26 protein-coding genes are annotated in these 24,045 nt (G+C 67.3%); 9 read left to right on the forward strand and 17 right to left on the reverse strand.

Translation table 11 applies throughout. The annotated features are described in order from the left end of the window. Positions 1–37: 37 nt before the first annotated feature. From AWB83_RS07775 to AWB83_RS07790, 4 genes are all read right to left on the reverse strand, one after another. Complete coding sequence (locus AWB83_RS07775; protein WP_087044326.1) at positions 38–832, reverse strand: hypothetical protein; 795 nt, start codon at positions 830–832, stop codon at positions 38–40. Positions 833–1,458: 626 nt separating this feature from the next. After that, positions 1,459–2,352: a DMT family transporter gene (locus AWB83_RS07780; protein WP_244197618.1), complete on the reverse strand. Its 894-nt coding sequence runs from the start codon at positions 2,350–2,352 to the stop codon at positions 1,459–1,461. Between the two features lie 66 nt (positions 2,353–2,418). Next, positions 2,419–3,330, reverse strand: coding sequence for a YihY/virulence factor BrkB family protein (locus AWB83_RS07785; protein WP_087043963.1), 912 nt, complete (start codon positions 3,328–3,330; stop codon positions 2,419–2,421). 95 nt (positions 3,331–3,425) lie between these two features. Continuing rightward, a complete protein-coding gene (locus AWB83_RS07790; RefSeq protein WP_143750027.1) occupies positions 3,426–3,695 on the reverse strand; it encodes a hypothetical protein in 270 nt (89 codons plus the stop codon). Between the two features lie 65 nt (positions 3,696–3,760). Here AWB83_RS07790 and AWB83_RS07795 point away from each other — a divergent pair, with 65 nt between their 5' ends. Continuing rightward, positions 3,761–5,242, forward strand: coding sequence for an NCS1 family nucleobase:cation symporter-1 (locus tag AWB83_RS07795; protein WP_208636724.1), 1,482 nt, complete (start codon positions 3,761–3,763; stop codon positions 5,240–5,242). Positions 5,243–5,249: 7 nt separating this feature from the next. On the opposite strand, the gene AWB83_RS07800 is transcribed toward AWB83_RS07795, so the two are convergent. From AWB83_RS07800 to AWB83_RS07835, 8 genes are all read right to left on the reverse strand, one after another. Continuing rightward, positions 5,250–5,567 (reverse strand): hypothetical protein, encoded by a 318-nt coding sequence (locus AWB83_RS07800; protein WP_087043967.1) that lies wholly within the window; start codon positions 5,565–5,567, stop codon positions 5,250–5,252. Between the two features lie 273 nt (positions 5,568–5,840). Beyond that, the gene (locus tag AWB83_RS07805; protein ID WP_087044332.1) at positions 5,841–6,284 is read right to left on the reverse strand and encodes a diacylglycerol kinase; all 444 of its coding nucleotides are present in this window, start codon (positions 6,282–6,284) and stop codon (positions 5,841–5,843) included. A 156-nt stretch (positions 6,285–6,440) separates the two neighbouring features. After that, a complete protein-coding gene (locus tag AWB83_RS07810; RefSeq protein ID WP_087043969.1) occupies positions 6,441–8,684 on the reverse strand; it encodes a CHASE2 domain-containing protein in 2,244 nt (747 codons plus the stop codon). Further along, positions 8,681–9,379: a Crp/Fnr family transcriptional regulator gene (locus tag AWB83_RS07815; protein ID WP_087043971.1), complete on the reverse strand. Its 699-nt coding sequence runs from the start codon at positions 9,377–9,379 to the stop codon at positions 8,681–8,683. The genes AWB83_RS07810 and AWB83_RS07815 overlap by 4 nt, the downstream gene beginning before the upstream one ends. A gap of 11 nt (positions 9,380–9,390) precedes the next feature. Next, positions 9,391–10,038, reverse strand: coding sequence for a FecR family protein (locus AWB83_RS07820; RefSeq protein WP_087043973.1), 648 nt, complete (start codon positions 10,036–10,038; stop codon positions 9,391–9,393). 8 nt (positions 10,039–10,046) lie between these two features. Next, entirely contained in the window at positions 10,047–11,810 is a 1,764-nt protein-coding gene (locus tag AWB83_RS07825; RefSeq protein ID WP_244197619.1) for a ShlB/FhaC/HecB family hemolysin secretion/activation protein, read from the reverse strand. Beyond that, positions 11,783–14,146, reverse strand: a complete 2,364-nt coding sequence (locus AWB83_RS07830; protein ID WP_244197620.1) for a two-partner secretion domain-containing protein — start codon at positions 14,144–14,146, stop codon at positions 11,783–11,785. The genes AWB83_RS07825 and AWB83_RS07830 overlap by 28 nt, the downstream gene beginning before the upstream one ends. A gap of 188 nt (positions 14,147–14,334) precedes the next feature. Then, a complete protein-coding gene (locus AWB83_RS07835; protein ID WP_087043979.1) occupies positions 14,335–15,252 on the reverse strand; it encodes a LysR family transcriptional regulator in 918 nt (305 codons plus the stop codon). Between the two features lie 221 nt (positions 15,253–15,473). On the opposite strand from AWB83_RS07835, the gene AWB83_RS07840 reads away from it, so the two are divergent. From AWB83_RS07840 to AWB83_RS07850, 3 genes are all read left to right on the forward strand, one after another. Beyond that, on the forward strand, positions 15,474–15,797 hold the full coding sequence (locus tag AWB83_RS07840) for a hypothetical protein (protein WP_087043981.1): 324 nt from the start codon (positions 15,474–15,476) through the stop codon (positions 15,795–15,797). A gap of 29 nt (positions 15,798–15,826) precedes the next feature. Continuing rightward, positions 15,827–16,072 (forward strand): hypothetical protein, encoded by a 246-nt coding sequence (locus tag AWB83_RS07845; protein ID WP_244197621.1) that lies wholly within the window; start codon positions 15,827–15,829, stop codon positions 16,070–16,072. A gap of 88 nt (positions 16,073–16,160) precedes the next feature. After that, positions 16,161–16,694 carry a cupin gene (locus AWB83_RS07850; RefSeq protein WP_208636725.1) on the forward strand — a complete coding sequence of 178 codons (534 nt, stop codon included), beginning with the start codon at positions 16,161–16,163 and terminating at the stop codon, positions 16,692–16,694. Between the two features lie 15 nt (positions 16,695–16,709). Here AWB83_RS07850 and AWB83_RS07855 read toward each other — a convergent pair whose 3' ends face one another. Further along, complete coding sequence (locus tag AWB83_RS07855) at positions 16,710–17,660, reverse strand: DMT family transporter (protein ID WP_087043983.1); 951 nt, start codon at positions 17,658–17,660, stop codon at positions 16,710–16,712. A 359-nt stretch (positions 17,661–18,019) separates the two neighbouring features. Here AWB83_RS07855 and AWB83_RS07860 point away from each other — a divergent pair, with 359 nt between their 5' ends. Together AWB83_RS07860 and AWB83_RS07865 are read left to right on the forward strand one after the other, a co-directional pair. Then, positions 18,020–18,475, forward strand: a complete 456-nt coding sequence (locus tag AWB83_RS07860) for an ElaB/YgaM/YqjD family protein (RefSeq protein WP_087043985.1) — start codon at positions 18,020–18,022, stop codon at positions 18,473–18,475. Positions 18,476–18,569: 94 nt separating this feature from the next. Continuing rightward, positions 18,570–19,025 (forward strand): response regulator, encoded by a 456-nt coding sequence (locus tag AWB83_RS07865; protein WP_087043986.1) that lies wholly within the window; start codon positions 18,570–18,572, stop codon positions 19,023–19,025. Positions 19,026–19,083: 58 nt separating this feature from the next. On the opposite strand, the gene AWB83_RS07870 is transcribed toward AWB83_RS07865, so the two are convergent. Both AWB83_RS07870 and AWB83_RS07875 read right to left on the reverse strand, forming a co-directional pair. After that, complete coding sequence (locus AWB83_RS07870; protein ID WP_087044338.1) at positions 19,084–19,359, reverse strand: DUF1488 family protein; 276 nt, start codon at positions 19,357–19,359, stop codon at positions 19,084–19,086. Between the two features lie 198 nt (positions 19,360–19,557). Further along, positions 19,558–19,782, reverse strand: coding sequence for an FmdB family zinc ribbon protein (locus AWB83_RS07875; RefSeq protein WP_087043988.1), 225 nt, complete (start codon positions 19,780–19,782; stop codon positions 19,558–19,560). A gap of 164 nt (positions 19,783–19,946) precedes the next feature. Here AWB83_RS07875 and AWB83_RS07880 point away from each other — a divergent pair, with 164 nt between their 5' ends. Beyond that, the gene (locus AWB83_RS07880) at positions 19,947–20,495 is read left to right on the forward strand and encodes a DUF4142 domain-containing protein (protein WP_087043990.1); all 549 of its coding nucleotides are present in this window, start codon (positions 19,947–19,949) and stop codon (positions 20,493–20,495) included. 45 nt (positions 20,496–20,540) lie between these two features. Here the strand turns inward: AWB83_RS07880 and AWB83_RS07885 are convergent, their stop codons facing one another. After that, a complete protein-coding gene (locus AWB83_RS07885) occupies positions 20,541–21,242 on the reverse strand; it encodes a carbonic anhydrase (RefSeq protein WP_087043992.1) in 702 nt (233 codons plus the stop codon). 274 nt (positions 21,243–21,516) lie between these two features. On the opposite strand from AWB83_RS07885, the gene AWB83_RS07890 reads away from it, so the two are divergent. Both AWB83_RS07890 and AWB83_RS07895 read left to right on the forward strand, forming a co-directional pair. Then, positions 21,517–21,828: a TFIIB-type zinc ribbon-containing protein gene (locus AWB83_RS07890; RefSeq protein WP_087043994.1), complete on the forward strand. Its 312-nt coding sequence runs from the start codon at positions 21,517–21,519 to the stop codon at positions 21,826–21,828. A 79-nt stretch (positions 21,829–21,907) separates the two neighbouring features. After that, positions 21,908–22,414, forward strand: a complete 507-nt coding sequence (locus tag AWB83_RS07895; protein WP_087043997.1) for a CBS domain-containing protein — start codon at positions 21,908–21,910, stop codon at positions 22,412–22,414. Here AWB83_RS07895 and AWB83_RS07900 read toward each other — a convergent pair whose 3' ends face one another. Further along, positions 22,415–23,188: a hypothetical protein gene (locus AWB83_RS07900; RefSeq protein WP_087043999.1), complete on the reverse strand. Its 774-nt coding sequence runs from the start codon at positions 23,186–23,188 to the stop codon at positions 22,415–22,417. Between the last annotated feature and the right edge of the window lie 857 nt (positions 23,189–24,045).

Here is a 24,045-nt window from a genome sequence, read left to right on the forward strand (position 1 = left end):
TCCGAGCGCGCGCAGCACGCGGCTCGGGAGCGTCTCCTCAGGGGCGTGAATACTCCTCTCGCTGACGGTTCGGGACATTGTGTCGATAGCTCACTCGATGAAAGAACGCGCCCACGCGGGCAAACAGCCCGCCTTCGGGCTTGGCGCGCGCCACGCGCCTGCGTGCCTGCGCAGCCTGGTTGCCGCGGCTGGCGGCAGCCTGCTGCGTCGCCGAACCATTCGCGCGGTGTTGCGCGGCGGTCTGAGCGGGCGGGGCAGCTTGCGGTCCGTCGGCCGCTTGTGCCGCTTGTGCAGATTGTCCTGCTCGTGCCGAGGCAGCGGCCACGGTGGCGGTCGCGAGCGCGGATGCGTCGGAACCGTCGGACGAATCCGCAACCGTGCCTTCGTCGGTGGCGTCGGACGTGGGGGCGTTGTTCGCGAGCGACGCGGTGTCCAGCGGCGTCGGCCCGTCCGACGACGCATACGTGCCCGCGTAGACCGGCGCCGAAGTCGTGGGCGTCTCCACCACGCCCGCCGACTGCGTTCGCGCCGCGATGACGGGCTGGTCGATGCCCAGGGTCTTGCGCGCGCCCGCCATCGCCTCGGCGTACACGCGCTGGTCATGGTTGAACCACATGCTGTAGGCAACGGTGCCGAGCACGCCGATGCCGAGCGCGCTCGCCGACGCCATCCACAGTGCGAGACGCCCGAAGCGCAGTGGCGCGCGCGCGGGCGGGGGTTCGTCGTCGAAATCGAGCGCGGGTTGCGGCAGGTTGATGACGTTGGGATCATTCGCAGGGCCCGCATGGCCCGCGATGCTCTCATCGGGTGGTAGCTCAGCTTGGTGAGGCATGACAGCGCTCTCCAGAACGTATTCGTCAGACGGCGGACAGGCGCGCGGACATGGCGCGCGCTTGCCCAGGAAAGCCGGATGGCGCGGAAGGCAGGAATGCAGCGCATATGCGCGCATGCCATTCGCGCTGCTTCTCGTCGCGCGTCCCATCATATGAACGCATGAGCCGGTGAACGCGACGCGGCTTCGTCAGACGTAACAGCCGGATGCCAGTCCGGTACATGCCGGCTGGCTCTCTTTGCCGAAACAATGTAACTCCCACCTGATGCCGCCACAATTCGGGCGCCAATCAGGCGAGGAAGCTGGACGCGGATTTCCGCGCAACGGCCGGCGCGTCGGTTCTGGCGGCGCCCGACGGGCCGATGCGCGGTGAGTGCCGCATCGCGTGACATGATGGCGAAGCACGTCCGGAAATACCGTAGCATGCTTCGTTCCCGCCCCTATTTAAAGAATCACGCATGCGTCATTCTTCAGAGGAACCCGCTGCGCGTATGTGAGCTAGCGCACATACGAAACACACCGGGCGGGGGGCGGAGTCCGGGTTCACACGTTATCTGCCTTCGTGAACAGCGGCAGGAAAAAGTTCACATGGATTTTCGTTTTTTCGCCATCCGGGATGGAGCGCGTCAGCTCACGCGCCTCGACAGTACGACGAGCGCGATGCCGCCGAGTATCGCGACCGAACTGACGACGAGCCGCGCGGTGGGCGCCTCGCCGAGCAGCAGCACGCCGCCCGCCGCCGTGATGACGGGCACGCTCAGTTGCACGGTGGCCGCCGTCGCGGGCTTCAGGCCCTTGAGCGCCGAATACCAGATGACGTAGCCCATGCCTGACGTCAGCGCGCCGGAGGCGACTGCGTAACCGAAGCCCGCGGCATCGAGGCGTGCGTGCATGAACGCCAGCGCCGAGACCGCGATCGCGAAGGGCAGTGCGCGCAGAAAATTTCCCGCGGTGGCCGCGACCGGATCGGCGAGGCCGCGTCCGCGCAGCGAATACACGCCCCAGCCGATGCCCGCGGCGATCATCAGCGCCGACGAGAGCGGCTCGGGCGCGGCGAGCCCCGGCAGCACGAGCCACACGAGGCCGGTGAGCGCGAGCAGCAGGCCGAGCCACTGGGCAGGTGCGAGGCGCTCGCCGGTCGCGAGCGAGCAGCCGATCATCGTCGCCTGCACGGCGCCGAAGAGCAGCAGCGCGCCGGTTCCGGCCGCGAGCCGCAGGTACGCGTACGAGAACGTGACCGCGTACACGACCAGCGCGAGCGCCGACGTCCAGCTTCCGGCACGAGGCAGGCCGCTCCGGCGCTCGCCGCCGCGAGCGAGAAGAATCGCCTGGAGCACGAGCGCCGCCGCCGCGATGCGCACCAGCGTGAATGTGGCCGCGTCGATCTGCGTGCCCTTCAGCGCGAGACGGCAGAGCAGCGAGTTGCCGGCGAACGCGAGCATCGCGACGACGGTCAGCATGGCGACGCGCCCGTCGTGCGGGCGAGGCGCGGGCAAGGCGCCGGGAGTGAGCTTGGACATCGGCAGCGCGCTGAACGGGGCGCATCACTCTATCGCACGCGCGTCGCGAAGGCATGCTGCGCCGCTTCAATCCGTGGTGAACGGCTGCGGCGGCGCATTCCCGTCGATGCCGAAGCGCTCGAACTCGGAGATGACCTGCGCGCCGAAGAGCAGCAGCGTCGCGAGCGCTTCGAGGCTGAACAGTACGACGATCGAGGTCGTCAGCGAGCCGTAGACCACGCTGACTTGCGAGAGCGTCGCGAAGTACCACACGAGCACGTGGCGCGTGATTTCCCAGAGCACGGCGGCGGTCACGCTGCCGAGGAGCGCGAGCCGCACGGACGGCCGTCCGACCGGCATCACGAGATAGATGGACGTCAGCACGAAGATCTCGCCCGCGACGCCGAGCAGATAGAGCAGCAGCCGCGACACGCCCTTCAGCGACACGTCGATGCCGAGCAGATCGACGCTGCTGCTGCCCATTGCCTGCAACCCGTTCGACACGAACGTGACGATCAGCATGCCGACGCCGAGAAACAGGATGTAGCAGTAAGGCAGCAGCGCGGAGAGCAGAAAGTGCCGGCGGCGGATCGCGACGCGATGCACGAAGATCACCGACATCGCGTTTTCGAGCACGGTGAAGGCGAGCGAGCTGAAGAAAATCATCGTGACGAGCAGCAGCCAGCCGAGCACCGCGCGATGCGCGAGAAAGTTCGCGAGCTCGCGCACGATCGCGCGCGCCTGGCCCGGCACGAGCCATTCGAGCAGATGCGCGAGCGTATCGAGCAATTCCTGCTGTCCGACGAATTTCGACAGCACGATCACGATCAGGATCAGCAGCGGGACGATCGACAGAAGCGCGTAGTACGCCACCGCGCCCGCGAGCAGCATGCCCTGGTTCGCGCGAAAGGCCTTCAGCGTGCGCCGCGCGAAGCCGAGCGGATTGCGCGCGACACTGCGCACTTGCGGGCCCAGCACGGGGCCGAGAATCTTGGACATGGGACCTCCGCGGCGCGAACGCTGCCCATCCCGTATGGACGAGCAAATTCCGCACCAGTGTCCGCGCGCGGCACGGACGCTCCGGAGCCGGCGCGTCAGCCGGGGCGGCGGGCCTCGCTGCGCGCGGCGCCCAGCCGGGCGGCTTCCTCGAACGCGAGATCGAGAATGATATCGACTTCCTCTGCGGGCAGGTCCGCGGCATCGAGGTTGCGCAGGCGGCAGAAGAGCGCCAGCGCCTCGGCCGCGGCGGCGAAGGCGACGTTCATGTCGCGGGCGTTCAGGCGGTTTTTTCTCATGGTTCCCATATCGGCAGCGGCACGGCCGGACTTTAATGTGCGGCGCCGCAACGAACGACGCCGTTTCACCTTCCGTTTCCGATGGATTACTCTTGGTGCATGACGCGAGCCCCGCGCCGGCCAAGGAGGAAACCATGTCTGCTTCCCACGCCACCTCCGCCGCCGATTCCGCCGCGCTGGGCGCCGACGCCGAGATCGTCGACGCCGACGAGCGCCTCTACAATCACGACCTCGCCCCCGTGCCGCGCGCGCGGCGCACCTGGACCGGCTACAGCATCTTCGCGATGTGGATGTCGGACGTGCACAGCGTCGGCGGCTATACCTTCGCCGCGAGCCTCTTTCTGCTCGGCATCTCCGGCTGGCAGGTGCTGCTCGCGCTCACCATCGGCATTCTCGTCGTGTACGTGCTGATGAACTGGGTCGGCAAGCCGAGCCTCGTCCACGGCATTCCGTTTCCCGTCATGGCGCGGGTCTCCATGGGCGTGATGGGCGCGAACATCGCGGCGCTCATTCGCGGCGTGGTGGGCATCGTGTGGTATGGCGTGCAGACGTATTTCGCGTCGAAGGCCGTCGCCACGCTCCTGCTGCTGTTCGTGCCGTCCGTCATCACATGGCGCGATTCCAGCTTCCTCAGGCTCGACATGCTCGGCTGGGTGAGCTTTCTTTTCATGTGGCTCCTGCAGCTCATCATCTTCCAGCGCGGCATGGAGATCATCCGCAAGTTCATCGATTTCTGCGGGCCGGCCGTGTATGTCGTGATGTTCTTCCTGATGGGCTGGATTCTGTACCGCGCGGGGCTCTCAAGCCTCAATCTCACGCTGTCGGGCAAGGTGCTTTCCAGCGACGAGCAACTGCACGCGATGATCAACGCAACCCTGCTCGTCGTGAGCTATTTCGCCGCGCTGCTTCTGAACTTCGGCGACTTCTCGCGCTTCGCAAAGAGCGAGCGGCAGATGAAGATCGGCAATTTTCTCGGGCTGCCGTTCAACTTCGTCGCGTTTGCCATCATCACCGTGATCGTGACGGCGGGCAGCGAGAAGGTGTTCGGCACGATGATCATGGACCCGGTCGAGATCGTCTCGCGCATCGAGAACAAGTTCGCGGTGGCGATCGGCAGCATCACGTTCATCGTCGCGACGATGGGCATCAACATCGTCGCGAACTTCGTCTCGCCGGCCTACGACATCGCCAATCTCTTCCCGAAGCATGTGGACTTCAAGAAAGGCGGGCTCATCGCGTCGATCCTCGCGGTGATCGTATGTCCGTGGATCTTCGTCGACAGCCCGAAGGCGATCACCATCTTCGTGTCCGTGTTCGGCGCCGTGCTCGCGCCGATGTACGGCGTGATGATGTCCGACTACTACCTCGTCAAGCGCCAGCAGGTGAAGACCGCCGAGCTCTACACGATGCAGCCCGGCGGCCGCTTCTATTACGACGGCGGCTGGAACAAGATCGGGCTCGCGGCGCTCGTGGTGTCGGGGATCATCTCGGTCGGCTGGGAGCTCTCGACGCAGATGCTCAAGCTCCTGCCGGCCAACAATCTCGGCTGGCTGATCGGCGCGGCGGCCGGCGCCTTGCTCTACGTCGTGTTCATGCGCATGGCGAATCGCAGATGAAAGCCGCTCATTTCAGCCACTTGCGCACGTCCTGCTCCCATTCGGGCTGGCCGCAGTTCGGCGGATTCTCCGGGCCGAGCACGGTGATGTAGCCCTTGTCCTTCATGCATGCCTCGTAGGCGCGCACCTGTGTGCAGCGGCCCGCGCCGGCTTTCTTCGCGGCGGCCTTGCACGCGGACATGGCGTCGTCCATGCCGCTGAAATCGGCGTCGCCGTCGTTGAAGGAGGGCGGGTTCGCGCTCGCCGAGAATTCGACCGGAGTGGAACAGGCGGCAAGGGCGAGCGCGGCGGCGGGAAGAAGGCACGAGCGGAAGAGTCGATTCATCTGTTGAAGCTCCTTTTCTTGACCTCTTGTTGAAGGCGCGTGAGCCGCCGCCTATTATTCCTCGCGGTTATGGCGCGTGTCGTGTTCTTGCGCCGATTTGTCTCGAATGCGCACGCCGCCCCTGCACGACTTTCTCCCATCTGTCTGCGCCGGAGTTCGGCAAGATCATGGCCGTGCTGTTTCCCGCCGATGCGCTCGCGGATGCGTCGAAGTGCTTCGTCGGCGACATGTTCTGCCGCCGGGTCAGTCGCGCCGCGCTTGCATCGATGCCGTCTACAGATGCAGGCGCACCCAGTGCCACGCGAGCGGCCCGCAGATCACGCCCCATGCGATCGCGGCGATGACGAGCGCAACCGCGACCGCCGCGCTGCCGCAATCCTTGGCGCGTCCCGAGAGCTCGTGATGTTCGAGCGAGATGCGGTCGACGGCGGCCTCGATGCTCGAATTGATGAGCTCCGCGAGCAGAACCAGCAGGATCGAGCCCGCAAGCAGAACGTGCTCGGCAGCGCTCACCCGAACCAACGCGGCGATCGGCAGGAGGACGGCCGCGACGCACACTTCCTGACGAAACGCGCTTTCCTCGCGCCAGGTCGCAACGATGCCCGCCCATGAATGACGCAGCGCGAAGACCACGTGCAGGAGGCCGCGGTGCTTGCGGTCCGCGGCGTTCGAGGACGCCGGCGAAGACCGCGAGGTGGAGGACGTGGACCGGTTCATGAAAGTCATGTTACCGCTTCGGCGGCCGACGCTGACACGGACCGAATCGAAAACAGTCGCGCGCGGCGTTTTCCACGGCCTTCAGGGAGAAGGGCAATGAAGAGCGACAATGGTACGAACAATCGCGCCTCTCACGATGCGGCCCGCCCGATGAAATCACTTCGTATCGAACGCGCTCACACAGTCCCAGTCCTCGGGCAGTTCGACGCCGCGCAACGCATCGATGCGCTTGCGATAGAGCGCATACAGCTGCCGCTCGGGATACTGCGTGGCGAGCGCATCGAGCAGCGCCTGGGCCTCGTCCCACTCGCGCGCGCGATAGTGCGAGAGCGCCGCATGCCAGCGCGCGAGCTCGTCGGTGTTCTGGCGTGACGACTGCGGCTCGAACACCGCGATCGGCGCGGCGCGTCCCTTGACGCGCACCCGGTCGATCTCGCGGAACACCACATCCGGCGCTTGCTCGCGCGTCGCCTCGCCGACGATGATGTCGATATCGAAGCGCCGCGTGAGGCCTTCGAGGCGCGCGGCGACGTTCACCGCATCGCCCATCACCGTGTACGCCTTGCGCACGGAGGAGCCCATGTCGCCGACGGTCATCGGCCCGGTGTTGATGCCGATGCCGACCCACAAGGTCGGCCAGCCGTGCGCCGTGAGCGTACGGTTCAGCTCGACGAGCGCCGCGCGCATGCCGAGCGCGGCGGCGAGCGCATGGCGCGCATGATCCGGATCGTCGACGGGCGCGCCCCAGAAGCCCATGATCGCATCGCCGATGTACTTGTCGAGCGTGCCGCGATGCGCGCGGATCACCTTGGTCATCGTGCCGAGATACTCGTTCATCAGGCGCGCGAGCGCTTCCGGTTCGAGCGTTTCGGCGATCGCCGTGAAGCCGAGCACGTCGCAGAAGAGCACCGTCAGCTCCGCACGACGCCCCGCCATGCTGTAGTCCTCGGGATGACGGCTCATCTCCTCGACGAGCTCGGGCGGCACGTATTGCCCGAACAGGGCGGCGAAGTGGCGCTTGGCGCGCGCCTCGACGAAATAGCCGTACGACATGTTGAGCACGTAGAGCGCGAGCACCGCGAGCAGCAGCGAGGCCACGGGAATCGACCAGCCGGGCCGCGCGAAGGCGAGGAGGTCGGCTGCGACGATCGCGCCGAGCAGGATCGCGGTGAAAAGCGTCGCGCGGGCGGGGAGGCGCCACGGCCAGAGGAAGATCATCGCGAGACCGGCGAGCAGGAGCGCGAGCGCCTGCAGCGTCGCGGCGAAGGGCGGCTGGAAGCGGATCGCGTCATCGAGCATGCCGCTCACGAGGTTCGCGTTCACCTCGACGCCCGGATACACCTCGCCGACGGGCGCCGTGCGCTGATCCATGAGGCCCGGCGCGGTCGTGCCGACGAGCACGATCTTGCCCGCGAGCGCGCCCGCCGGGATGCGCCGCGCGAGAACATCGGCGATCGAGTAGTAGGGGAAGCTGCCGGCCACGCCGCGATAGGGAACGAGCGCCGCGCCGTTGGCATCGACGGGAATGACGCGCACGCCGCGCGGCGTCGCGAGCGCGAGGCCGGAGAGCGGTGCGGCCGGATCGGCCGGATCGTCGAACAGCGGCGTTATCGTGGCGTCGCCGTAGAGCGCGCGGATGACTTCGAGCGAAAGCGCGCCAAATACGCCGTCGCGGTAAGCGGTGACGAGCGGCACGCGGCGCACGGAGCCGTCGAAATCGATCACTGGATTGAAGCAGCCCGCGCGCCGCGCGGCCTTTTGCAGCGCCGGCAGGTTGCCGCCGTAGCTCGTCCAGTCGAAGAGCGTGAACGGATGGGTGCCGAACGCGCTCGCGCTCATCAGCGGTGCGGGGATCGCGCCGCTCGATGCGTCCTGATTCGAGAAGTAGTAGCCGAGCACCACGGGATGGCCCGCGAGGGCATCCGCGAAGCGCTGGTCGTAGTCGAGGCGCGGCGCGAGTTGCGCGAGCGCGTGCCGGTAATCGGCGTCGTTCGCGAGCGCGCCGCGCGCGAGTTCGTCGAGGACGGCCAGGCCCGAGCTCGCGTCGGGCTCCGCGAACACCATGTCGAAGCCGAGCACCGCGATGCGCTCGCGTCCGAACAGCGCGTTCACCAGTTCCGCCATGCGCGCGCGGTCCCAGGGCCAGCGGCCGAGCTCCGCGAGGCTTTTCTCGTCGATGTCGAGTATCGCGATGCGCTGGTCCGTCACGCGCGGCATGAAAAGGCGCACCTTGGCGTCGTAGATCATCGCGTCGAGCGTATCGACGAAGCGAATGTCGTAGCGCGAGAGCGCGTGTCCGGCAAGCGCAAGCAGGATCGCGAGCCCGGCGGCCCAGCGCGCGCCCGAGCGCTTCATCACGAACGCGACGGGCTCGCGATGCGCGCGCGGGCGCCTGCTCATTGCGCCGTCCGGATCTGCTCGTTCGCGGCGACGAGCCGCGCCGCCAGCACGCGCGCGACGAACTTGTGCATGCGCGCGGCGAGCGCCGGATCGTCGGTTTCCAGGCGCTTCAGCATCGAAACGGCGAGCCGCAGCACGACGGTCGGCTCGTCGGCGACGACATCCGCGCTGCGCCGCGCGCCGGTGTACACGGCCATCTCGCCGACGATCGTGCCCGCGCCGAAGCTCCTCAGGCGCAGCGTGCGTCCCTCGCCGACGGACAACGCCACGGTCACGCGTCCGGTCTCGACGAAGCAGATCGAATCGCCGGGATCGGCCTGGCGGAACACGTACTCGCCAGGCGCGAGCGTGAGCGTTTCCAGATGCGGGCGCAGCGCGTCGAGCGTCTCGGGCAGGGTCGATGCGAACGCGCCGGCGTTCGCCGCAAGCGCCGGATGCGCCGCGCGCGCCGCGTTCAGCAGCCGCGTTTCGATCCATTCGAGCTCGTTGTCCAGATCGGCAAAAACATGCGGGCCGCTCGGGTTCTTCGTGAAGATCATCGCGCCGTAGCCCGCGGCGTACGAAAGCGCGATCAGCGCGGCGACCAGGCCCGCGAGCGCATCGAGGCCGAGCGATGACAGCGCCGCATGGACATGCGGCGCGCCCGCGGGCGACGCCCGGCTGAACTTCGGTTCGCGGCTGGCGTTCTCGCTCATGATGATTCCGGCTAGCGGCACGCCGCGGACGGCACGACCGGCGTGACGCGCGTCGCGGGCAGCACGCGAAAGGGCAGCCGCGGGCTCACCACGATCGCGCCTTCGCCCGCGCGCACGATGCGCCTGTCGACCTGATTGATCACGACGATCTGCCCGTCGTAGACCACGATCTGATCGCCCTTGCAATCCGCATTGCCGCCGGGCTCGAGATTCGCGCAATCGGTCACGGAATACTCGGTGCCGCGTATGCCGATGGTCGAGGTCGGCGTCCTCACGCGGTAGTTCTCGGGCTTGCCCTCCTTCGCGACGAGTCCATCCACCGCGCGCAGGCCGCCCTTCACGAGCGAGAGCAGGCTGCGGTCTTCCTGCGGCGCGTTCGCGGCGTAATGAAACTCGTCGACGCGAAACACCGAGCCCGGCTTGAGATACACGCGCTGCCTGTCGGTGAAGATCATCACGATCTCGGATGCGATGCCGGTCTGCACGGTGTCGCCGTTGTCGATGCCGCCGCCCACGGCCGCCACGCGCTGCGCGCCGCTCGCCGACTGGATCGCGACATTGCCGACGAGCGCGGTGATCGTCGCGACCGGCTCGGCGCACACGACGCGCGCGGTCATCGCCAGCATGAGCAGCAGCAGGAAATGTCGGGCGCGCGTCATGTCCGGTCTCAGAAGGACTTCGTGAGCGCGACCCAGAAGCGGTTCGCGTGGCCAGTGCCGAGCGTCGCCGGGACATAGCCCAGCGTGTGCGCGTAGGACATCGAGAGCAGGAAGTCGTGCGGCGCGGCGAAGCTCGCGCCGACGCCCAGTCCCGACAGCCGCACGTGATTGCTGCCCGGCACGACCGGGTGCGCCGCGATCTTGCCGTCGGCCGTGTCGACGAAGCCCGTCAGCGTGACGAGCACCGGCACGAGCGATTGCTTCAAGGCCTGACGCACTTCGAAGGTGGCGACATAGGCTTCGTCGACGGGCGCGTCGCCGGTCGCGTAGGCGCGCACCGCATAGGGGCCGCCGAGCGAGATCTGCTCGGACGAGTCGAGATTGCGCGATGCGGCCTGGCCGTTGAGCGAGAAGTACAGCTGCGTGCCGTTCGCCTGGTCGCCGATCACCTGCGTGTGGGTCAGGGCGAACACGAACTTCGTGAACGAGCCCGCGATCTGCGCGGCCGCCTGCTCGACCTGCGGCGACTTGAAGCGCAGGTTGCCTTGCTGGATGCTCGTGTCGAAGGTCGTGATGCTCTGTTCCAGCGTCAGATTGCCCGACAGCGCGAGGCGCCCGACATCGCTGCTCTTGTCGTCGACGGAATCGAACGCGCCCAGATGGTCGGACAGGAGCTTATGGTCGTAGCCGAGCGTCGCGTACACGTTCGCCGCGGGCGAGCGCAGCAGCGCGTAGCTCACGAATGTGGACCAGACGTTCGCGCTGCCGTAGGCGTCGAGGTCGTCGAACTGGCCGCCGACCGAGTATGTCGAGCGCGTGTAGCCGACGCCCCACGCGAGCCCGCTTCCGCCGAGCGGCACCGTGTAGCCGAGGTTGCCGTAGAACTGCCCGGTGATCGAGCCCAGCAGCCGCGCGACCAGCTGATCGCCGATGCCGAGCGGATTGTTCCATTGCAGCGCGCCGATCAGACGCGCCGTGCCGGTCGTCGTCTGGCCGTAGTTGTCCGCCTGCACGCTGCCGGAAAGCGGCCGCGCCTTCGGCATCTGCAGCGTCATGTTCGACGTGCCCGGCAGAACGCCCGGCGAGATCGTCGCGTTCGCGCCCGTCGTGCCGGCCGCGTCCTGCGCGAGCAGCGTCGCGCGGGTGAGGGCGTGTTCGTCGATCACGTCGCCCGCATGCAGGGAGCCGAGAAAGCCCGCGACGACCGCATCGCGCGTGCGCGACTGATTGTCGATGTCGATGCGCCCGTAGCGCCCCTCGCTCACGGCGATGCGCACGACGCCGTCGTCGATCTGCTGCGGCGGCACCCAGGCGCGCGCGACCAGATAGCCGCGCCGGCGGTAGTACGCGCTCACGCGGTCCGCCGCGCCTTCCAGATCGTCGAGCGAGCGATCGGGACCGATGACGGGGCGCACGGCGTCCAGCAACTCCGCCGCCGGGAAGATCGTGTTGCCGGTGAATTCGAAGCCTTTCACCGCGAAGCGGATGCCGCCCGGTGCGCTCGCCGCCGGCGGCTCCGGCGCGGGCGTCACGTTCAGGCGCAGGTCGGAGGGCGGCGGCGGGGCGGGGGTCTGCTGTTGCTGCTCGCGCAGGATGCTGCCCGCGTTCGGGAGCGTCTGAGCGCGGGCATCGCGCACGTCGCGGGCGGATGCCGCGGCCAGCGCCGCGAAGAGCGCGATCAGCCGTCGCGATGCGGTGCGGCTGTATCGTGCGGGGGGCCGTGAGCGACGCACGCGCCCGGGCCTCACATGCGGCATACGTGACCGGGCCATGCGTCGTCCGGCAGGCGGCTGCCGTCGCTCGACGAATCGGTGCGCTGTCGCACGAGCGGCGCCGATCCCGGCTCGAGTCCCGGTGTCGCGTCGCTCAGGTGCGCGGGATTGGCCGCATCGGTGCGCACGGAATCGAGTATGCCGGGCAGCGTTGTCGCGGTCGTCACGAGCGGTTCCGGGGCCGTCGTCGGCTGCGTCGGCTGTAGCGGCGATGTTGGCGTTTCCGGCGTCACCGGTGTGGTCGGCACGTTCGGCGTGTTCGGCGGCGGCTGCGTCGGCGCGGCCGCGATCCGCAGCGTGCCGCTTTGCGTCGTGATCCGGTAGCCGGTCGGGCCGCCGGTCGCGGTGATGGTGATGATGTACTCCCCGCTCGCCGCGCCCGGTGCGGCGCCCGTGCTCGTCACCGTGAAGACGAACGGTTCGTGGACCGTGGGGCTGTCGGCGAAGGCCTTGCCGTAATTCGAGCCGTCGTAGCGCAATGCGATGGTCACGTCGTTAGGCCCGAGCGTGCGCGGCGTGTCGAACGGCACGTCGATGTTCACGGCCGTGAGCGTGACCTGCTGGAGCGCCGTGAAGGCGAAGCGATTGCCGCCGGACGAAGCGGCGCGCGCATCCGCGCCGCCGGTGTACGAGTCGCCCCAGAGCGCGAGATTGCCGCTTTGCAGGCCGCCGAAGCCATCGGCGTCCGGGGAATCGGAGTAGACGAGCCAGCGGCCGTTGGGCGCGGCGAGTGCCTGCGCCCCCGCGCGGTTATCGAAGGAGGCGGACGCGAGCGTGATCGCGGTGCCGCTCGCGCGGCTCGCCACCGGCGCGGCGAGCGTCAGCGACGGCGCTGCGAGCGTCACTGCGCCGCTCGCGGAGACGCCCGCCAGTCCCGCGACGCTGCCGATCGTGAGCGGCGCCGCGTCGTTGACGACGATCGACGCAGCATCGGCGGCGAGCGTGCCGATGCGGTTCGCCGTGTTCGCGAGCGTGTAGGTTCCCGCGCCGCCTTGCAGCGCGACATTGGCCGCTTCGACGGGCGCGCGCTGGGCCACACCGCCCCCGGTCGACATGGCGAGCGTGCCGTTCGGCGCGGTAATGGGCGCATCGAGCACGATGCCGCTTTGCGCGGCGAGCGACAGCGTGTTCGCGCCGCGCCACGCGACGGGGCCGTCGATCAGCACGAAACCGAACGGCTGCGAGCCGGACGGCGCCGCCGCGCTGATGCTGACACTGGTCGATTCGAGCACGCGCGAGAGCGTCGCGCCCTGGATCGTGCCGAAGCGTCGTCCGAAGCGGTTTCCCGAGCCCACGAGCGCGGCGAAGTCGCTTGCGATGCGCCACGTCCCGGTTTGTCCCGCTGCCGCCGCCGTCGTGATCCGCGCATCCGACGCGACGCGCACCTGCGTTCCTGTCGTCTCGATGATGCCGCCGTTGCCGCCGCCGGGCGCCGACGCGTCGAGCGTGCCGCCCACGCGCGCGACGCCGCCTTCCGCGACGAGCCGGATCACGCCGTTCTCGCTGACGGCGCTGCGCGCGCGAATGATGCCCGTGTTGTTGACGACGCTCGCGAAGAGCGCGTCTTCCGCGTTCGCGGTGAGCCATGCCTGGCCGCCGTCGGCCTGAATCAGCCCGCGATTCGCGACCAGCGCGCGGAGCGTGCCGCGCTCGACCGAGAGGCCGATCATGCCGTGATCGCCGAGCGTGACCGCGACGCGTTCGCCCGCCGCGAGCGCGGCGACGCCGTTGGGCGTGTCGATCGTGCCGGCGTTGATCGCGCGCGCGCCGATCAGTGCGACGTACCCGCCCGGCGCGCTAGTGAGCGAGCCGAGATTGACGACCGCCGCGCCGTCGTCGTGGTCGTGATGCCAGTGGCGCTCGCGCCAGTCCTTGCGGCCGCTGTCGGCGAAGGCGTAATGGCCGCTCATGAAATCGCTCGTGGAGAGGCCGAGCGTCGACGCGAGCAAGCCGCCGACATTCACCTGCGCGCCCGGCCCGAAGATCACGCCGTTCGGATTGACGATGAAGACCTGCCCGTTCGCGTTCAGCTTGCCGAAAAGTGCCGAAGGACGCGGCCCGACGACGCGGTTGAGCGCGATTGCGTTCGCGCCGGGCTGATTGAACGTGACCGATTCGCCGGGCCGCGTGCTGAACGAATTCCAGTCGATGGCGAGCCGATTGCTGTTCTGCTGGATAGTCGTGCCCGGGCCGCTCGTCGCGACGGAGCCTGACCCCGCGACGACGCGCCCGCCTGTCGGCTCCGCGTGCGCATGCGCGAAGGCCGCCCCCAGAAGCGTGGCGGCGCACAGCCGCACCGCAGGGGACGCGGCGCCCGCGCGCAGAGTCTTGATCATGTCGGCCGACTCCTTTCTGCTGCGCTGCATCGACGTGAAGCGATGCGGGCGCACCATCAAGCAGTTTAGTGTTCCGAATCATGCCTGCAATATGCGTCTAGAAAATGCGCGCAAGCGCGGGCTGTGTGCGCTCGACCACGCACGCGCACGCTTCATTCGTCTTAGGGATGCGATGGTTCGTCGAGTGTTCAGGCCGGCTCGCTCGCGAGCGTGTTTTCGACGAATTCCCGCAGGAATGCGACCCAGGTCCGGATCTTCGCGTCGAGGTACTGGCGGGATGCGTACATCGCGTAGATCGTCATGGTCTGGAGTTCCCACTCGGGCAGGACGCGCACGAGCGCGCCGCTCTGCAACCACGGCAGCGCCGCGAGCATCGGCAAGGGTGCGATGCCCAGACCGTTCGCCAGCGCGACGGCGAGCGCGTCGGCCGAATTCACGCGCAGCCGGCCGGGATCCAGCTCGACCTCGACCTGCCCGCGCGCGCCTTCGAAGACCCACCGGTCCATCGGGAAGAACGCCGTCACCAGTTGCAGGCACGCGTGCTTCGGCAGCTGTTCGAGGTTTTGCGGCGTGCCCGCCCGCTTCAGATACGCGGCCGAGGCGCACAGCACGCTCGGCATCGAGCAGATCTTCGTGGAGACGAGCGCGGAATCGGGCAGGGTGGACGTGGTGACCTGCAGAAAGACATCGAAGCCTTCGTCGAGCATGTCGGGCACTTGCTGCGAGAGCGTCAGCTCGACGCGGACCTGCGGATACTCCTCAAGATAGCGCGCGAGCGCGGGGGCCACGTAGTGCTGGCCGAACGTGATGGGCGCATGCATGCGCAGCACGCCGCTCGGCGAGATTTGCGCATTGCTCGCCTCGGCTTCGGACAGATCGACGAGCTCCAGCACTTCCTTGCAGCGCGCGAGGTAGCGGTTGCCGGCGTCGGTGAGCGCGACGCGGCGTGTCGTGCGATTCAGGAGGCGCGTGCGCAGATGCGTCTCGAGCTCGGTCACCGCGCGCGACGCCTGCGCCGTGGTGATGTCCATTTGGTGCGCCGCGATCGTGAAGCTTGCCGCTTCCGCCACGCGCGCGAAGATCCTCATGCTCCGCAACAGGTCCATCGTCCCGCCATCCGTTTGACGAAGCCGGAACTATCCCACGGCGGCGCACGGGCGCGCAACCCGCGCGCGGCGCGCCAGACGCGCCGCGTTTGCGCACATTCGTTTCAGTATTCACATCTGTTACACGGCTTGTAATTCGCCGCCAAAACGGTGCGGCTAACATGAATTCATGGCCGTATGGCGGCCTACATCGCAGCCTTACCAGAACAGAAGAGGAAGAAATGAACGTCAAGGGCTTGATCGGGATCGGCATTGCCGTGTGCGCGGGATTCGCCTGCGAGGCGGCGATGGCGCGCGTGAGCGTCGGCATCAATCTCGGGGTTCCAGTCTATGCCGCGCCGCCCGTGTACGTGGCGCCGGCGCCGGTCTATGTCGCGCCGCCTCCGCCGCCCGCCGTCGTGTATCAGCCGGCGCCGGTCGTCGTCGCGCCGGGGCCCGCCATCGTCGTGGGCTGGCATGGCGACCGCTATTGGGACGGCTACCGCTACTGGGGACGTCGCGACTGGTATGCGCACCACGGTGGCTACGGCTATCGCCACTGGTAAGAACTGAACAATCGGGGAGCGGCACCATCATGGAAAACTCGTCTCGAACCGGCAGCAAGGCGCGCGCCGCACGCGCGCTGATCGTGCCCGTCGCGCTCGTGCTGGCGGCAGGTCTCGGCGGCTGCGTCTACGCACCGCCCTACGGCTATGCGCCCGCGCCGGCGTATGGCTACGCACCAGCCTACGGCTATGCGTATGGCCCGGGGTATTACGCGGCGCCGTCGGTATCGCTGGGCATCGGCTTTGGCGGCGGCGGGCACTGGCACGGCCACTGAGCCGGTTTCGTCCGGCGCGCCATCCCGAGACCTCATACGGGAACGCCTGTTGCTGCGCTTTCCTCGACTCTCCCGGAGAAAGCGCAAGATGGCTGAACAAACCGTGAGCTCGCTCACGCAGAACGCGCGCTGCGAGCATTTCATGCTGCCGCCCAACGGCTGGGTGCCGAATAATTCACGCCTGCCGGTGCTCGTGTGGCGGGGCGCGATCGACCCCCATGCGCACGACGGCGCCGGCCGTTTCGAAGCCCTGTTCGAGCAGAACGGCTGGCCGGCGCAATGGCGCGACAGCGTCTTCGACTATCACCACTTCCATTCGACCGCGCACGAGGCGCTCGGCATCGCCGCCGGCGAGGCCGAACTGATTCTCGGCGGCCCGCATGGCCGCGTGTTCGCCGTCGGCGCGGGCGACGCGCTCGTGCTGCCCGCCGGAACCGGCCACTGCCTGCTGAGGGCCGGACGCCGCTTTCAGGTGGTCGGCGCGTATCCGCCGGGCCAGCAGTGGGATATCCGCCGCGAAGCCATCAGCGAGGCCGAGCGCGCCGCGATGGAGGAACTGCCGTTTCCGAGGAGCGATCCCGTCGCGGGCGAGGACGGGCCGCTCGTGCGCCACTGGCACTGAGCGGGATCGGCGTCGTCACGCCTTGCTTTCCTTCGCACACTGGCTCCGGCGGGCGCCGGCTAGCGGCACGCGCTTGACGACGCCGGTCGCGAGCGCGGTGCCGACGAGCACGATCGCGCATGCCGCCGCCATGCCCGCCGAGACGCGCTCGGCGAGAAACAGCGCGCCCCACAGAATGCCGAAGATCGGAATCACGAACGTGACGGTGATCGCGCGCGCGGGGCCGGCCACCGCGATGAGATGAAAGAACAGCATATAGGCAACACCCGTGCACGCCACGCCGAGCCCGAGGACCGCGCCCCACGCCTGCATCGACACCGCCGCGCCCGGCCACCAGACGAGCGCGAACGGCGCAAGCACGAGGGTCGCCGCGCTCATCGTGCCCGCCGCGATCGTGAGCGAATCGACGCCCATCAGATGCCGCTTCGTGTAGCTGGCGGCGATTCCGTAGCAGAGCGTCGCGCCGAGCGCGGCGAGTGCGGCCAGGGCCGTCGTCATCGGCGAGACGGGCGCGGCCGCGGCGTCGTGCATGAGCATCTGATCCCAGACGAGCGCGAGCACGCCCGCGAAGCCGATCGCGAGGCCGGCGACGCGCATGCGCGTGAGGCGATCGTTGAGCCACAGGAAGGCGACGAGCGCGCCCCACAACGGCGTCGTCGCGTTGATCACCGAGGTGACGCCCGCCGACAACGTGAGTTCGGCATAGGCGAACAGACAGAACGGCGCGGCCGAGTTCAGCATGCCGACGACGAGAAGCGGCCACGCGCGCTCGCGCATCGTGGCCAGGGCCGCGCGGACCGCGCCGCGCAGCACGAGCATCGACAGCAGGAAAAGCGCGCCGATGCCGACGCGCAGCGCCATCAGCGGCGCAACGCCGAGATCGGTCACGCCGACGCGGATGAAGAGGAAGGAGCCGCCCCACAGCGCGGCGAGCACGAACAGTTGAGCGAGATTGACGGGATTCATGGCGGGCTTCGTATCAGGAGTGGATCGCGAAGCCATCGTATCGGTGCGCGGCGGGCCGACGTTTCGGCGCGGCGTGAAACGAAAGATGCGGTTCTGGCGCGCGGCTCGCGGTGCGCCGCTTGTTGCGGGTCGCTCGCCCGGCTTCGCTCTACGCCCGCATCGTAAGGCGCGTGCGCGCGCCGCGACAAACGAGCAATTCTCTCCGTTATGTGAAAAAAATTGCCATATGCCGCGCGGCCCGGCGGCGAGCAGGCGGACGGGTTGCCGGCGGAATGATTCGGTGCGACTCTTGCATCATCGGTCGAAGAAGATCGCTTTTTGCAGTGCGATGGACGCGGTGAACTCTGGAGAGAACAGCCATGGACAATGCAAACGGCAGCACATCCACGATGCAGCCCGATGAAGCTCCGCTCGCGCGCCGCACGGTGGCGAGCGCGATGGAAGCGGCGCTTGCGCCGGGCATGACGCAGACAAGGGAGGCGAGCGTGACGCCGCTTGCGCCCGGCGAGGCGCACAGGCCGGCGATGTACGCGCCGTATCACGTGCACGGCAGCGTGCTCGAGGGCGGCGACAGTCCCGCCGTGCTCGCGCAGCCCGCCGCCGCGACGGCCGAGCGGCAGGGCAGCCAGCTCCATCCGCCGAGGCCCGCCGCACGGCGTGCTCGGGACGTGCTCGCCGACGCGCAGGACGTGCTCGTCGCGCGCTATCGCGACGTGACCGAAGGCACGGACGACTACGTGCACGAGAATCCCTGGAAATCGATCGCGCTGGCGGCGGTCGGCGGCTTGATCGTCGGATTGCTGGCCGCCCGCTGAAGGCAGCGCACCGCCGATTCGCGCGCCGAAAGCGGGCCTCGTCCTTGCTGATTGACGGTTATCGGCACGGTGTTTGCCACCGTGTCGTGCCGCCATGGACAAACGATCGCACGACATGCGCACCGAGCGGTGCGAAATATGGAATTCGCGGACGGCGGCGCTTGCCGGTCCGCGGCGCGTGCTGATCGTACATTCGGAGTCGAGCGTCGGGGAATCCTTCGCGCTGCTGCTGGCCATGCGCGGTTTCGAGGCCGTGCAGGTCGGCGATGCTCGACGCGCGTTGCAGATGGCGGCCCGGTGGCGGCCGCAGGTGCTGTTCGTCGATACGCTCATCGGCGATACGCGCGATCACGCGCTTGCGCGCCAGTTGCGCGAGGCTTTGGCTCAGGATGGAAGCGAAGTCGATGCCGCGCTCCTGGTCGCCCTGGCCGCCGATGCGCGGCGCGATCCGCGCGACGTCCTGTACGAGGCGGGCTACGACGGCTTTTGCCGGAGGCCGTGCCCGGTCTGGTGGATATATGACGTGCTGAAGTGCTTCTATACCCCTTGACGCGGGCGGCACGGCGCATCGGGAAGAAGAGCCGTGCGACGCCGCCCGCTGCGAAGCGTTACATGCTTCGGGAAGTCTTGAAATCGCTGCTTTCCAGCTCGACCGACTGGCCGTGGTTGCGCTCGAGCGCGCGCCGGGCCGCATCTTCGATTTGCACGCGTCCTCCCTCGAACGCGGACAGCAGATCGTGCGAAGACGTCCCGTTGTTGCCGAAGTGATCGTTGAGCGCATCGAGAGAGACGCTGCACCAGACCTCGCGGCCGTCGACCTTCGCCTCGAATGCGACACGCGCTGCCGCCACGACATGACGCCGCCCGCTGAACTCTATCGCCATCCTTATCACCTCCTGTTGTTCGTTTGGAACACGCGGAACGTGCTCATCGCGTTGCGCAGGAACGACCGCACGCCTCGCGATGACGATGCACTCGACGGCGCGCTTCGCCTCGCGCGACACACCGCCGTTCTGCATGATACGCCCGCCATGCCGGGCGGGCGCGTCCCGGTGACTTTGCAACGGCCGTGCCCGGGCGCGCTAGCGGCAGCAGAGGCAGCCGCCGCGATGGCGCATGCCGTAGCTGCCGGCGTCATCGGCGCCGGAGGGCGGGGCGCTGGCACCGCCGACGCTAGGCGCGCCGATGGTCACGCGTGTGGCCGTCGCGCCGCATAGCGGGCAGGCCGCGGGTTCGTCGCGTTCGGCGATGCGGCGGACGGCTTCGAATGCGCCGCAGGACGCGCACTCGTAATCGTAGACAGGCATGGCAATTCCGTTCGAAAGAAGCTCGCTTGATCGTCGAGTTTAACAAGCATGTAGCAAGCGGTTAATCGCTTCGTCGCCGCACACCGTTTCACCATAGGAAGCGATGCGCCGTGGCATCGCCATTGCTGAAAGAAAGGCCGACACGACTGGCTCAAGGAGGCCCCATGAAACGCACAGCAATGCTGCTGGCGGCGCTCGCATCGACCGTCATCGCCGCCATCCCGGCCGGCGCGCCCGCGCAGACCCAAGCGGCCAGCACGACGATCGCCAACGATCTGCCGCCCGTCGACAAGGCGTTCGTGCAGGCGGCGTCTGCGGCGGGATCGACGGAAATCGACGCCGCCAGGCTCGCGACCAGGCAGTCGCAGGACAAGGACGTGAAGAGCTTCGCGCATCACATGATGCTCGATCACACGAAGCTCGCGATGCAGTTGAAGATGGCGGCGCCGCATGGCGTGACCGTGCCGATGGACAATTCGGACCCTTCGGTGCTCGAATCGCTCAAGGCGCTGCACGGCAAGGAGTTCGATGCCGCATATATCCAGAAGGTCGGCGTGCAGGGACATCAGGAGGCGGTGCAGGTATTTCAGAAGGAAGCGCAGGAAGGGCAGAACGCCAAGCTGAAGCAGGCCGCGCAGAAGGCGTTGCCGACGATCGAGCAGCATTTGAAGATGGCGCAGCAACTCGCCGCCAAAAAGGGCGTGCAGCAGTGATGACGTCACTCGCCGCGCGCGTGTGATGCGCGCGGCGCGGTTGCGCTATCGCGCTTCCTTGCGAAGCATGCGCAGGCGCGCTTCCTCCAGCGACTCGAACTTGCCGTCGGCTTCATCGAAGACGGACACCTTCCCCCGCCCGATGTCGTACACCCAGCCCTGAACCTGCAGCTTGCCGAGCGCGAGGTGTCCCGCGACCGCCGGATGCGTGCGCAAATGCGTCAGTTGCAGGCGGATGTTCTCCTCGACCATCGCCTGGACGATGCGCTCCTCCTCCAGCTTTCTCGCCATCACGACGCTGCGCGCGGCTTCAGCGTTGCGCAGCCACGCGTGAACGGTCGGCATTTCATCCGCGATGGTCGCGCCGGACGCGAGGCCTTTCATCGCGCCGCAGTCCGAGTGTCCGCAAATGACGATCTGCCGCACGTTGAGCGCGAGCACCGCGTATTCGACCACCGCCGACACGCCGCCCAGCATCTCGCCATAGGCCGGCACGATATTGCCGATGTTGCGGCACACGAAGAGCTCGCCGGGGCGCGTCTGCGTGATCATCTCCGGTGACACGCGCGAATCCGCGCAGGTGATGAAGAGCGTATGCGGCGTCTGCCGCCGCGCGAGACTCTTGAAGAGCGCTTCGCTGTCGGGAAAGACAAAGCGGCTGAAATCATCGGCGCCCTGCAGGAGATAGAGGAGATCGGGCGTGCCGGAGCCCTTGCGTTCTTCGCTCATCGCGGATCTGTCTGACATGAGGTGGCCTTTATTGTGCGCTGTCGACGCGCGGTGCGCGCCGCTTCAGACCGAAAGCTTGCGGACTTTTGAGATGGATCGCAAGTCACGTTCCCGTCTTCCTCTCATCGTGCAATTCCAATGCCGGCAGATGCACTGTCGTGGTGCAAATAGACCCGTTTACCTCTCTGCCTGGTTCGGTTTTTACGAACTGAAGCCCTCGAAATCTCGCATTTTTCAAGACTGATTCTTTCGTTAAATTGTTTTCATTGAAAGCAAACAGAAAGGATGTCATATGAAATGCCCTGCATGTCCCGCGACTGAACTCCTGATGAGCGTGCGCGAAGGCATCGAAATCGACTATTGCCCGCAATGCCGCGGCGTCTGGCTGGATCGGGGCGAGCTCGATCAGCTCATCCGCCGGGCGGAGCAGGCCTCGCTTGCCGAAGCAAAGGCCGGGCGCGACGAGTGGCGCGAGCACGAGCGACGGCCGCATCGTCACGAGGACTATCGCCACGAGGATTATCGCTACGGCGATCCGCGAGGCCGGCGCGAGCATCCGCGTCGCAAGAAATCCTTCCTCGGCGATCTGTTCGATTTCGACTGAGCGCGCGGGCGGCGAACTCATCGGCGAAACCCTTTCATGCAGCACGGACCGCACGACGCGGGAAACACGGAGAACGGCAATGGCAACGGTGAAGCAGGTTCTGAAAGCGAAGTCCGACGCATCGGTACACACGATCGATGCCGAAGCGAGCGTCCATGAAGCGGTCGCGCTGATGTCGAAGGCGGAGGTGGGCGCGCTCGTGGTGACGGTGGGCGATACGGTGTGCGGCATCGTCACCGAGCGCGACTATGCGCGCAAGGTGATCCTGCAGGACAAGGCCTCGCGGACGACCACGGTGTGCGAAATCATGACCGCGCCCGTGATGTCCGCGAGCCTGTGGACCCCCACCGACGAATGCATGATGCTGATGACGCAGCACCGCATCCGTCATCTTCCGGTGATCGAGGGCGGCAGGCTCGTCGGCATGGTGTCGATCGGCGACATGGTGCGGCATCTGATCGAGGAGCAGGAGTTCGCCATCGATCAGCTGGAGAACTACGTGCGCGGCCCGCGCCCCGACATGCCGACGTGCGCGCTCACGCGACGCAGCCCGATACCGCAGACGCTCGCAGCGCGCTTCGTCTGATCAGGTCGCATCGATGCCCGCGACCGGCTCGACGGGGCGCGCCGGATCGGTCGGGGCGGCGAAATCCCGCCGGAACCGGTTGACGGCCGAGAGTCCCATCGAGAGGCCCGGATCGAGGTAGTGGATGATGAGACTGCGGCGCTGGCCGGCGAGCACGTCGAGATTGCAGTGCTGCATCAGAAAGCCGTTGAACACGTAGACGCTGCCCGGCTTGCCCTTGATGCGCGTGCAGATGCCCTTGTCGAGATGGCGCTGCGTGCGCGCCGCGCGCAGCGGGAAGGGCATGTTGCGTTCGGTCCATTGCACGCTCTTCGCGACTAGATTGCTGCTGCGCCCGGGCAGACGGCGCGGCTTCGTGTACGCGACGAGATCGCCCGCGCGGTCGTCGTCCACGGCGGCCTGAAGCAGAATCACGAGCGTGAGCACGTGCGAATCGAAGTGACGGCAGTGGCTGCCCGACGTCGACGTGCTGCTGCCCACGCGCAGGCCGAACCACGGCCCCACGGTGCCTTTCGCCTTCATCGCCGAGTCGAGCCAGTCGGAGGCGAGCCGCACCGACTCACTTTCCAGTTCCCCGAACGCGGGAATGTCCCGCAACGTATGCACGACGTCCTTCGCGCTGCCATAGAACTGCTTGTGGTCGGGCGTCGCGTCGTATGCGGGGTCGAGCCTGGCCTTGATTTCAGCGAGCGTTTCCAGCGGCACGATCGATTCGAAGATGGCCAGATCTCCCCGGCACGCCCGTTGCAGCGCCGCATGATCTTGTTTGTTCATACGTACCCCGAAATATAACGGCAATTGAACCGCGCTTCGTTGCGGCACCGCAGACGCGTCAGAGGCGGGCATTTTCGTAAATTTCGTTATGTCCGTGCGAGGGTGCGCGGCGCCGGGCATTCTCCCGATCGCGACGAGAGGTCTGTCGCTCGCGATGAGCGTGGGCGTTCATGTCGGTCTTCCGGGCAACGGCACCGGCCTGCACGGGGCGCCCGGCCGGAGTAGCAGGAATGGGTTCAAGCGTCGCGGCATGCCCGCGCGCGGGCATGCCGCGCCCACGGGCGTGCTCTGGATTCGCGCCGTTCATGGTGGTCTGTCCATCCAGCGGCGATGCTGCTGTCCACGGTACTTGTCGGTCTCGCTCATGGCGATTTCTTGTTTTGAGTACTTGGTCCGTGCCGCCTTCCGGTCTCTGCCGACCGTCCTGCCGCCCCGACGCCGGTCTTCGCCGGCACTAACCAGTGAGTACATCTCTCGGATTTTGTTCGCAATCCTATCGGTAAGCGTTCTTGCGGAATGTACGACTGCGCACGTGATGAGTGCCGCGTCGCCCATCGGATAAACCCCTAGCGGTACGACAAATGACGTGCTTGCAAGGCGCGCGCGGCGCGGCGCCGAACGTTTCGCGCGCCCGCGCTATGAGTGCCAGCCGACACAGCAAACGTTCGCATGTGCCGCCGGCTGGGCGATACGTGCGTCCGCGCACGGAGCGCGATTAAGCAGGCGAGTAATTTCCGAACATCAAACGAGCTCGGCCAGGCTCGATTCGCACACCGCGCGACGCTTGCAAAGACCATAGATGATGCGACGGTGACTGCGGCAAACGACGATCCGAAAACGGACATTCGACGGGGTTT

It is taken from the genome of Caballeronia ptereochthonis, from assembly GCF_001545075.1.
Taxonomy (GTDB): Bacteria; Pseudomonadota; Gammaproteobacteria; order Burkholderiales; family Burkholderiaceae; genus Caballeronia; species Caballeronia ptereochthonis.

Bases quoted from the DNA above. Each gene is read 5' to 3' on its own strand.
- AWB83_RS07775 (WP_087044326.1), bottom strand. From the start codon at position 832: ATGCCTCACCAAGCTGAGCTACCACCCGATGAGAGCATCGCGGGCCAT.
- AWB83_RS07780 (WP_244197618.1), bottom strand. From the start codon at position 2,352: ATGTCCAAGCTCACTCCCGGCGCCTTGCCCGCGCCTCGCCCGCACGAC.
- AWB83_RS07785 (WP_087043963.1), bottom strand. From the start codon at position 3,330: ATGTCCAAGATTCTCGGCCCCGTGCTGGGCCCGCAAGTGCGCAGTGTC.
- AWB83_RS07795 (WP_208636724.1), top strand. From the start codon at position 3,761: ATGTCTGCTTCCCACGCCACCTCCGCCGCCGATTCCGCCGCGCTGGGC.
- AWB83_RS07800 (WP_087043967.1), bottom strand. From the start codon at position 5,567: ATGAATCGACTCTTCCGCTCGTGCCTTCTTCCCGCCGCCGCGCTCGCC.
- AWB83_RS07805 (WP_087044332.1), bottom strand. From the start codon at position 6,284: ATGAACCGGTCCACGTCCTCCACCTCGCGGTCTTCGCCGGCGTCCTCG.
- AWB83_RS07810 (WP_087043969.1), bottom strand. From the start codon at position 8,684: ATGAGCAGGCGCCCGCGCGCGCATCGCGAGCCCGTCGCGTTCGTGATG.
- AWB83_RS07815 (WP_087043971.1), bottom strand. From the start codon at position 9,379: ATGAGCGAGAACGCCAGCCGCGAACCGAAGTTCAGCCGGGCGTCGCCC.
- AWB83_RS07820 (WP_087043973.1), bottom strand. From the start codon at position 10,038: ATGACGCGCGCCCGACATTTCCTGCTGCTGCTCATGCTGGCGATGACC.
- AWB83_RS07825 (WP_244197619.1), bottom strand. From the start codon at position 11,810: ATGGCCCGGTCACGTATGCCGCATGTGAGGCCCGGGCGCGTGCGTCGC.
- AWB83_RS07830 (WP_244197620.1), bottom strand. From the start codon at position 14,146: ATGATCAAGACTCTGCGCGCGGGCGCCGCGTCCCCTGCGGTGCGGCTG.
- AWB83_RS07835 (WP_087043979.1), bottom strand. From the start codon at position 15,252: ATGGACCTGTTGCGGAGCATGAGGATCTTCGCGCGCGTGGCGGAAGCG.
- AWB83_RS07840 (WP_087043981.1), top strand. From the start codon at position 15,474: ATGAACGTCAAGGGCTTGATCGGGATCGGCATTGCCGTGTGCGCGGGA.
- AWB83_RS07845 (WP_244197621.1), top strand. From the start codon at position 15,827: ATGGAAAACTCGTCTCGAACCGGCAGCAAGGCGCGCGCCGCACGCGCG.
- AWB83_RS07850 (WP_208636725.1), top strand. From the start codon at position 16,161: ATGGCTGAACAAACCGTGAGCTCGCTCACGCAGAACGCGCGCTGCGAG.
- AWB83_RS07855 (WP_087043983.1), bottom strand. From the start codon at position 17,660: ATGAATCCCGTCAATCTCGCTCAACTGTTCGTGCTCGCCGCGCTGTGG.
- AWB83_RS07860 (WP_087043985.1), top strand. From the start codon at position 18,020: ATGGACAATGCAAACGGCAGCACATCCACGATGCAGCCCGATGAAGCT.
- AWB83_RS07865 (WP_087043986.1), top strand. From the start codon at position 18,570: ATGGACAAACGATCGCACGACATGCGCACCGAGCGGTGCGAAATATGG.
- AWB83_RS07870 (WP_087044338.1), bottom strand. From the start codon at position 19,359: ATGGCGATAGAGTTCAGCGGGCGGCGTCATGTCGTGGCGGCAGCGCGT.
- AWB83_RS07875 (WP_087043988.1), bottom strand. From the start codon at position 19,782: ATGCCTGTCTACGATTACGAGTGCGCGTCCTGCGGCGCATTCGAAGCC.
- AWB83_RS07880 (WP_087043990.1), top strand. From the start codon at position 19,947: ATGAAACGCACAGCAATGCTGCTGGCGGCGCTCGCATCGACCGTCATC.
- AWB83_RS07885 (WP_087043992.1), bottom strand. From the start codon at position 21,242: ATGTCAGACAGATCCGCGATGAGCGAAGAACGCAAGGGCTCCGGCACG.
- AWB83_RS07890 (WP_087043994.1), top strand. From the start codon at position 21,517: ATGAAATGCCCTGCATGTCCCGCGACTGAACTCCTGATGAGCGTGCGC.
- AWB83_RS07895 (WP_087043997.1), top strand. From the start codon at position 21,908: ATGGCAACGGTGAAGCAGGTTCTGAAAGCGAAGTCCGACGCATCGGTA.
- AWB83_RS07900 (WP_087043999.1), bottom strand. From the start codon at position 23,188: ATGAACAAACAAGATCATGCGGCGCTGCAACGGGCGTGCCGGGGAGAT.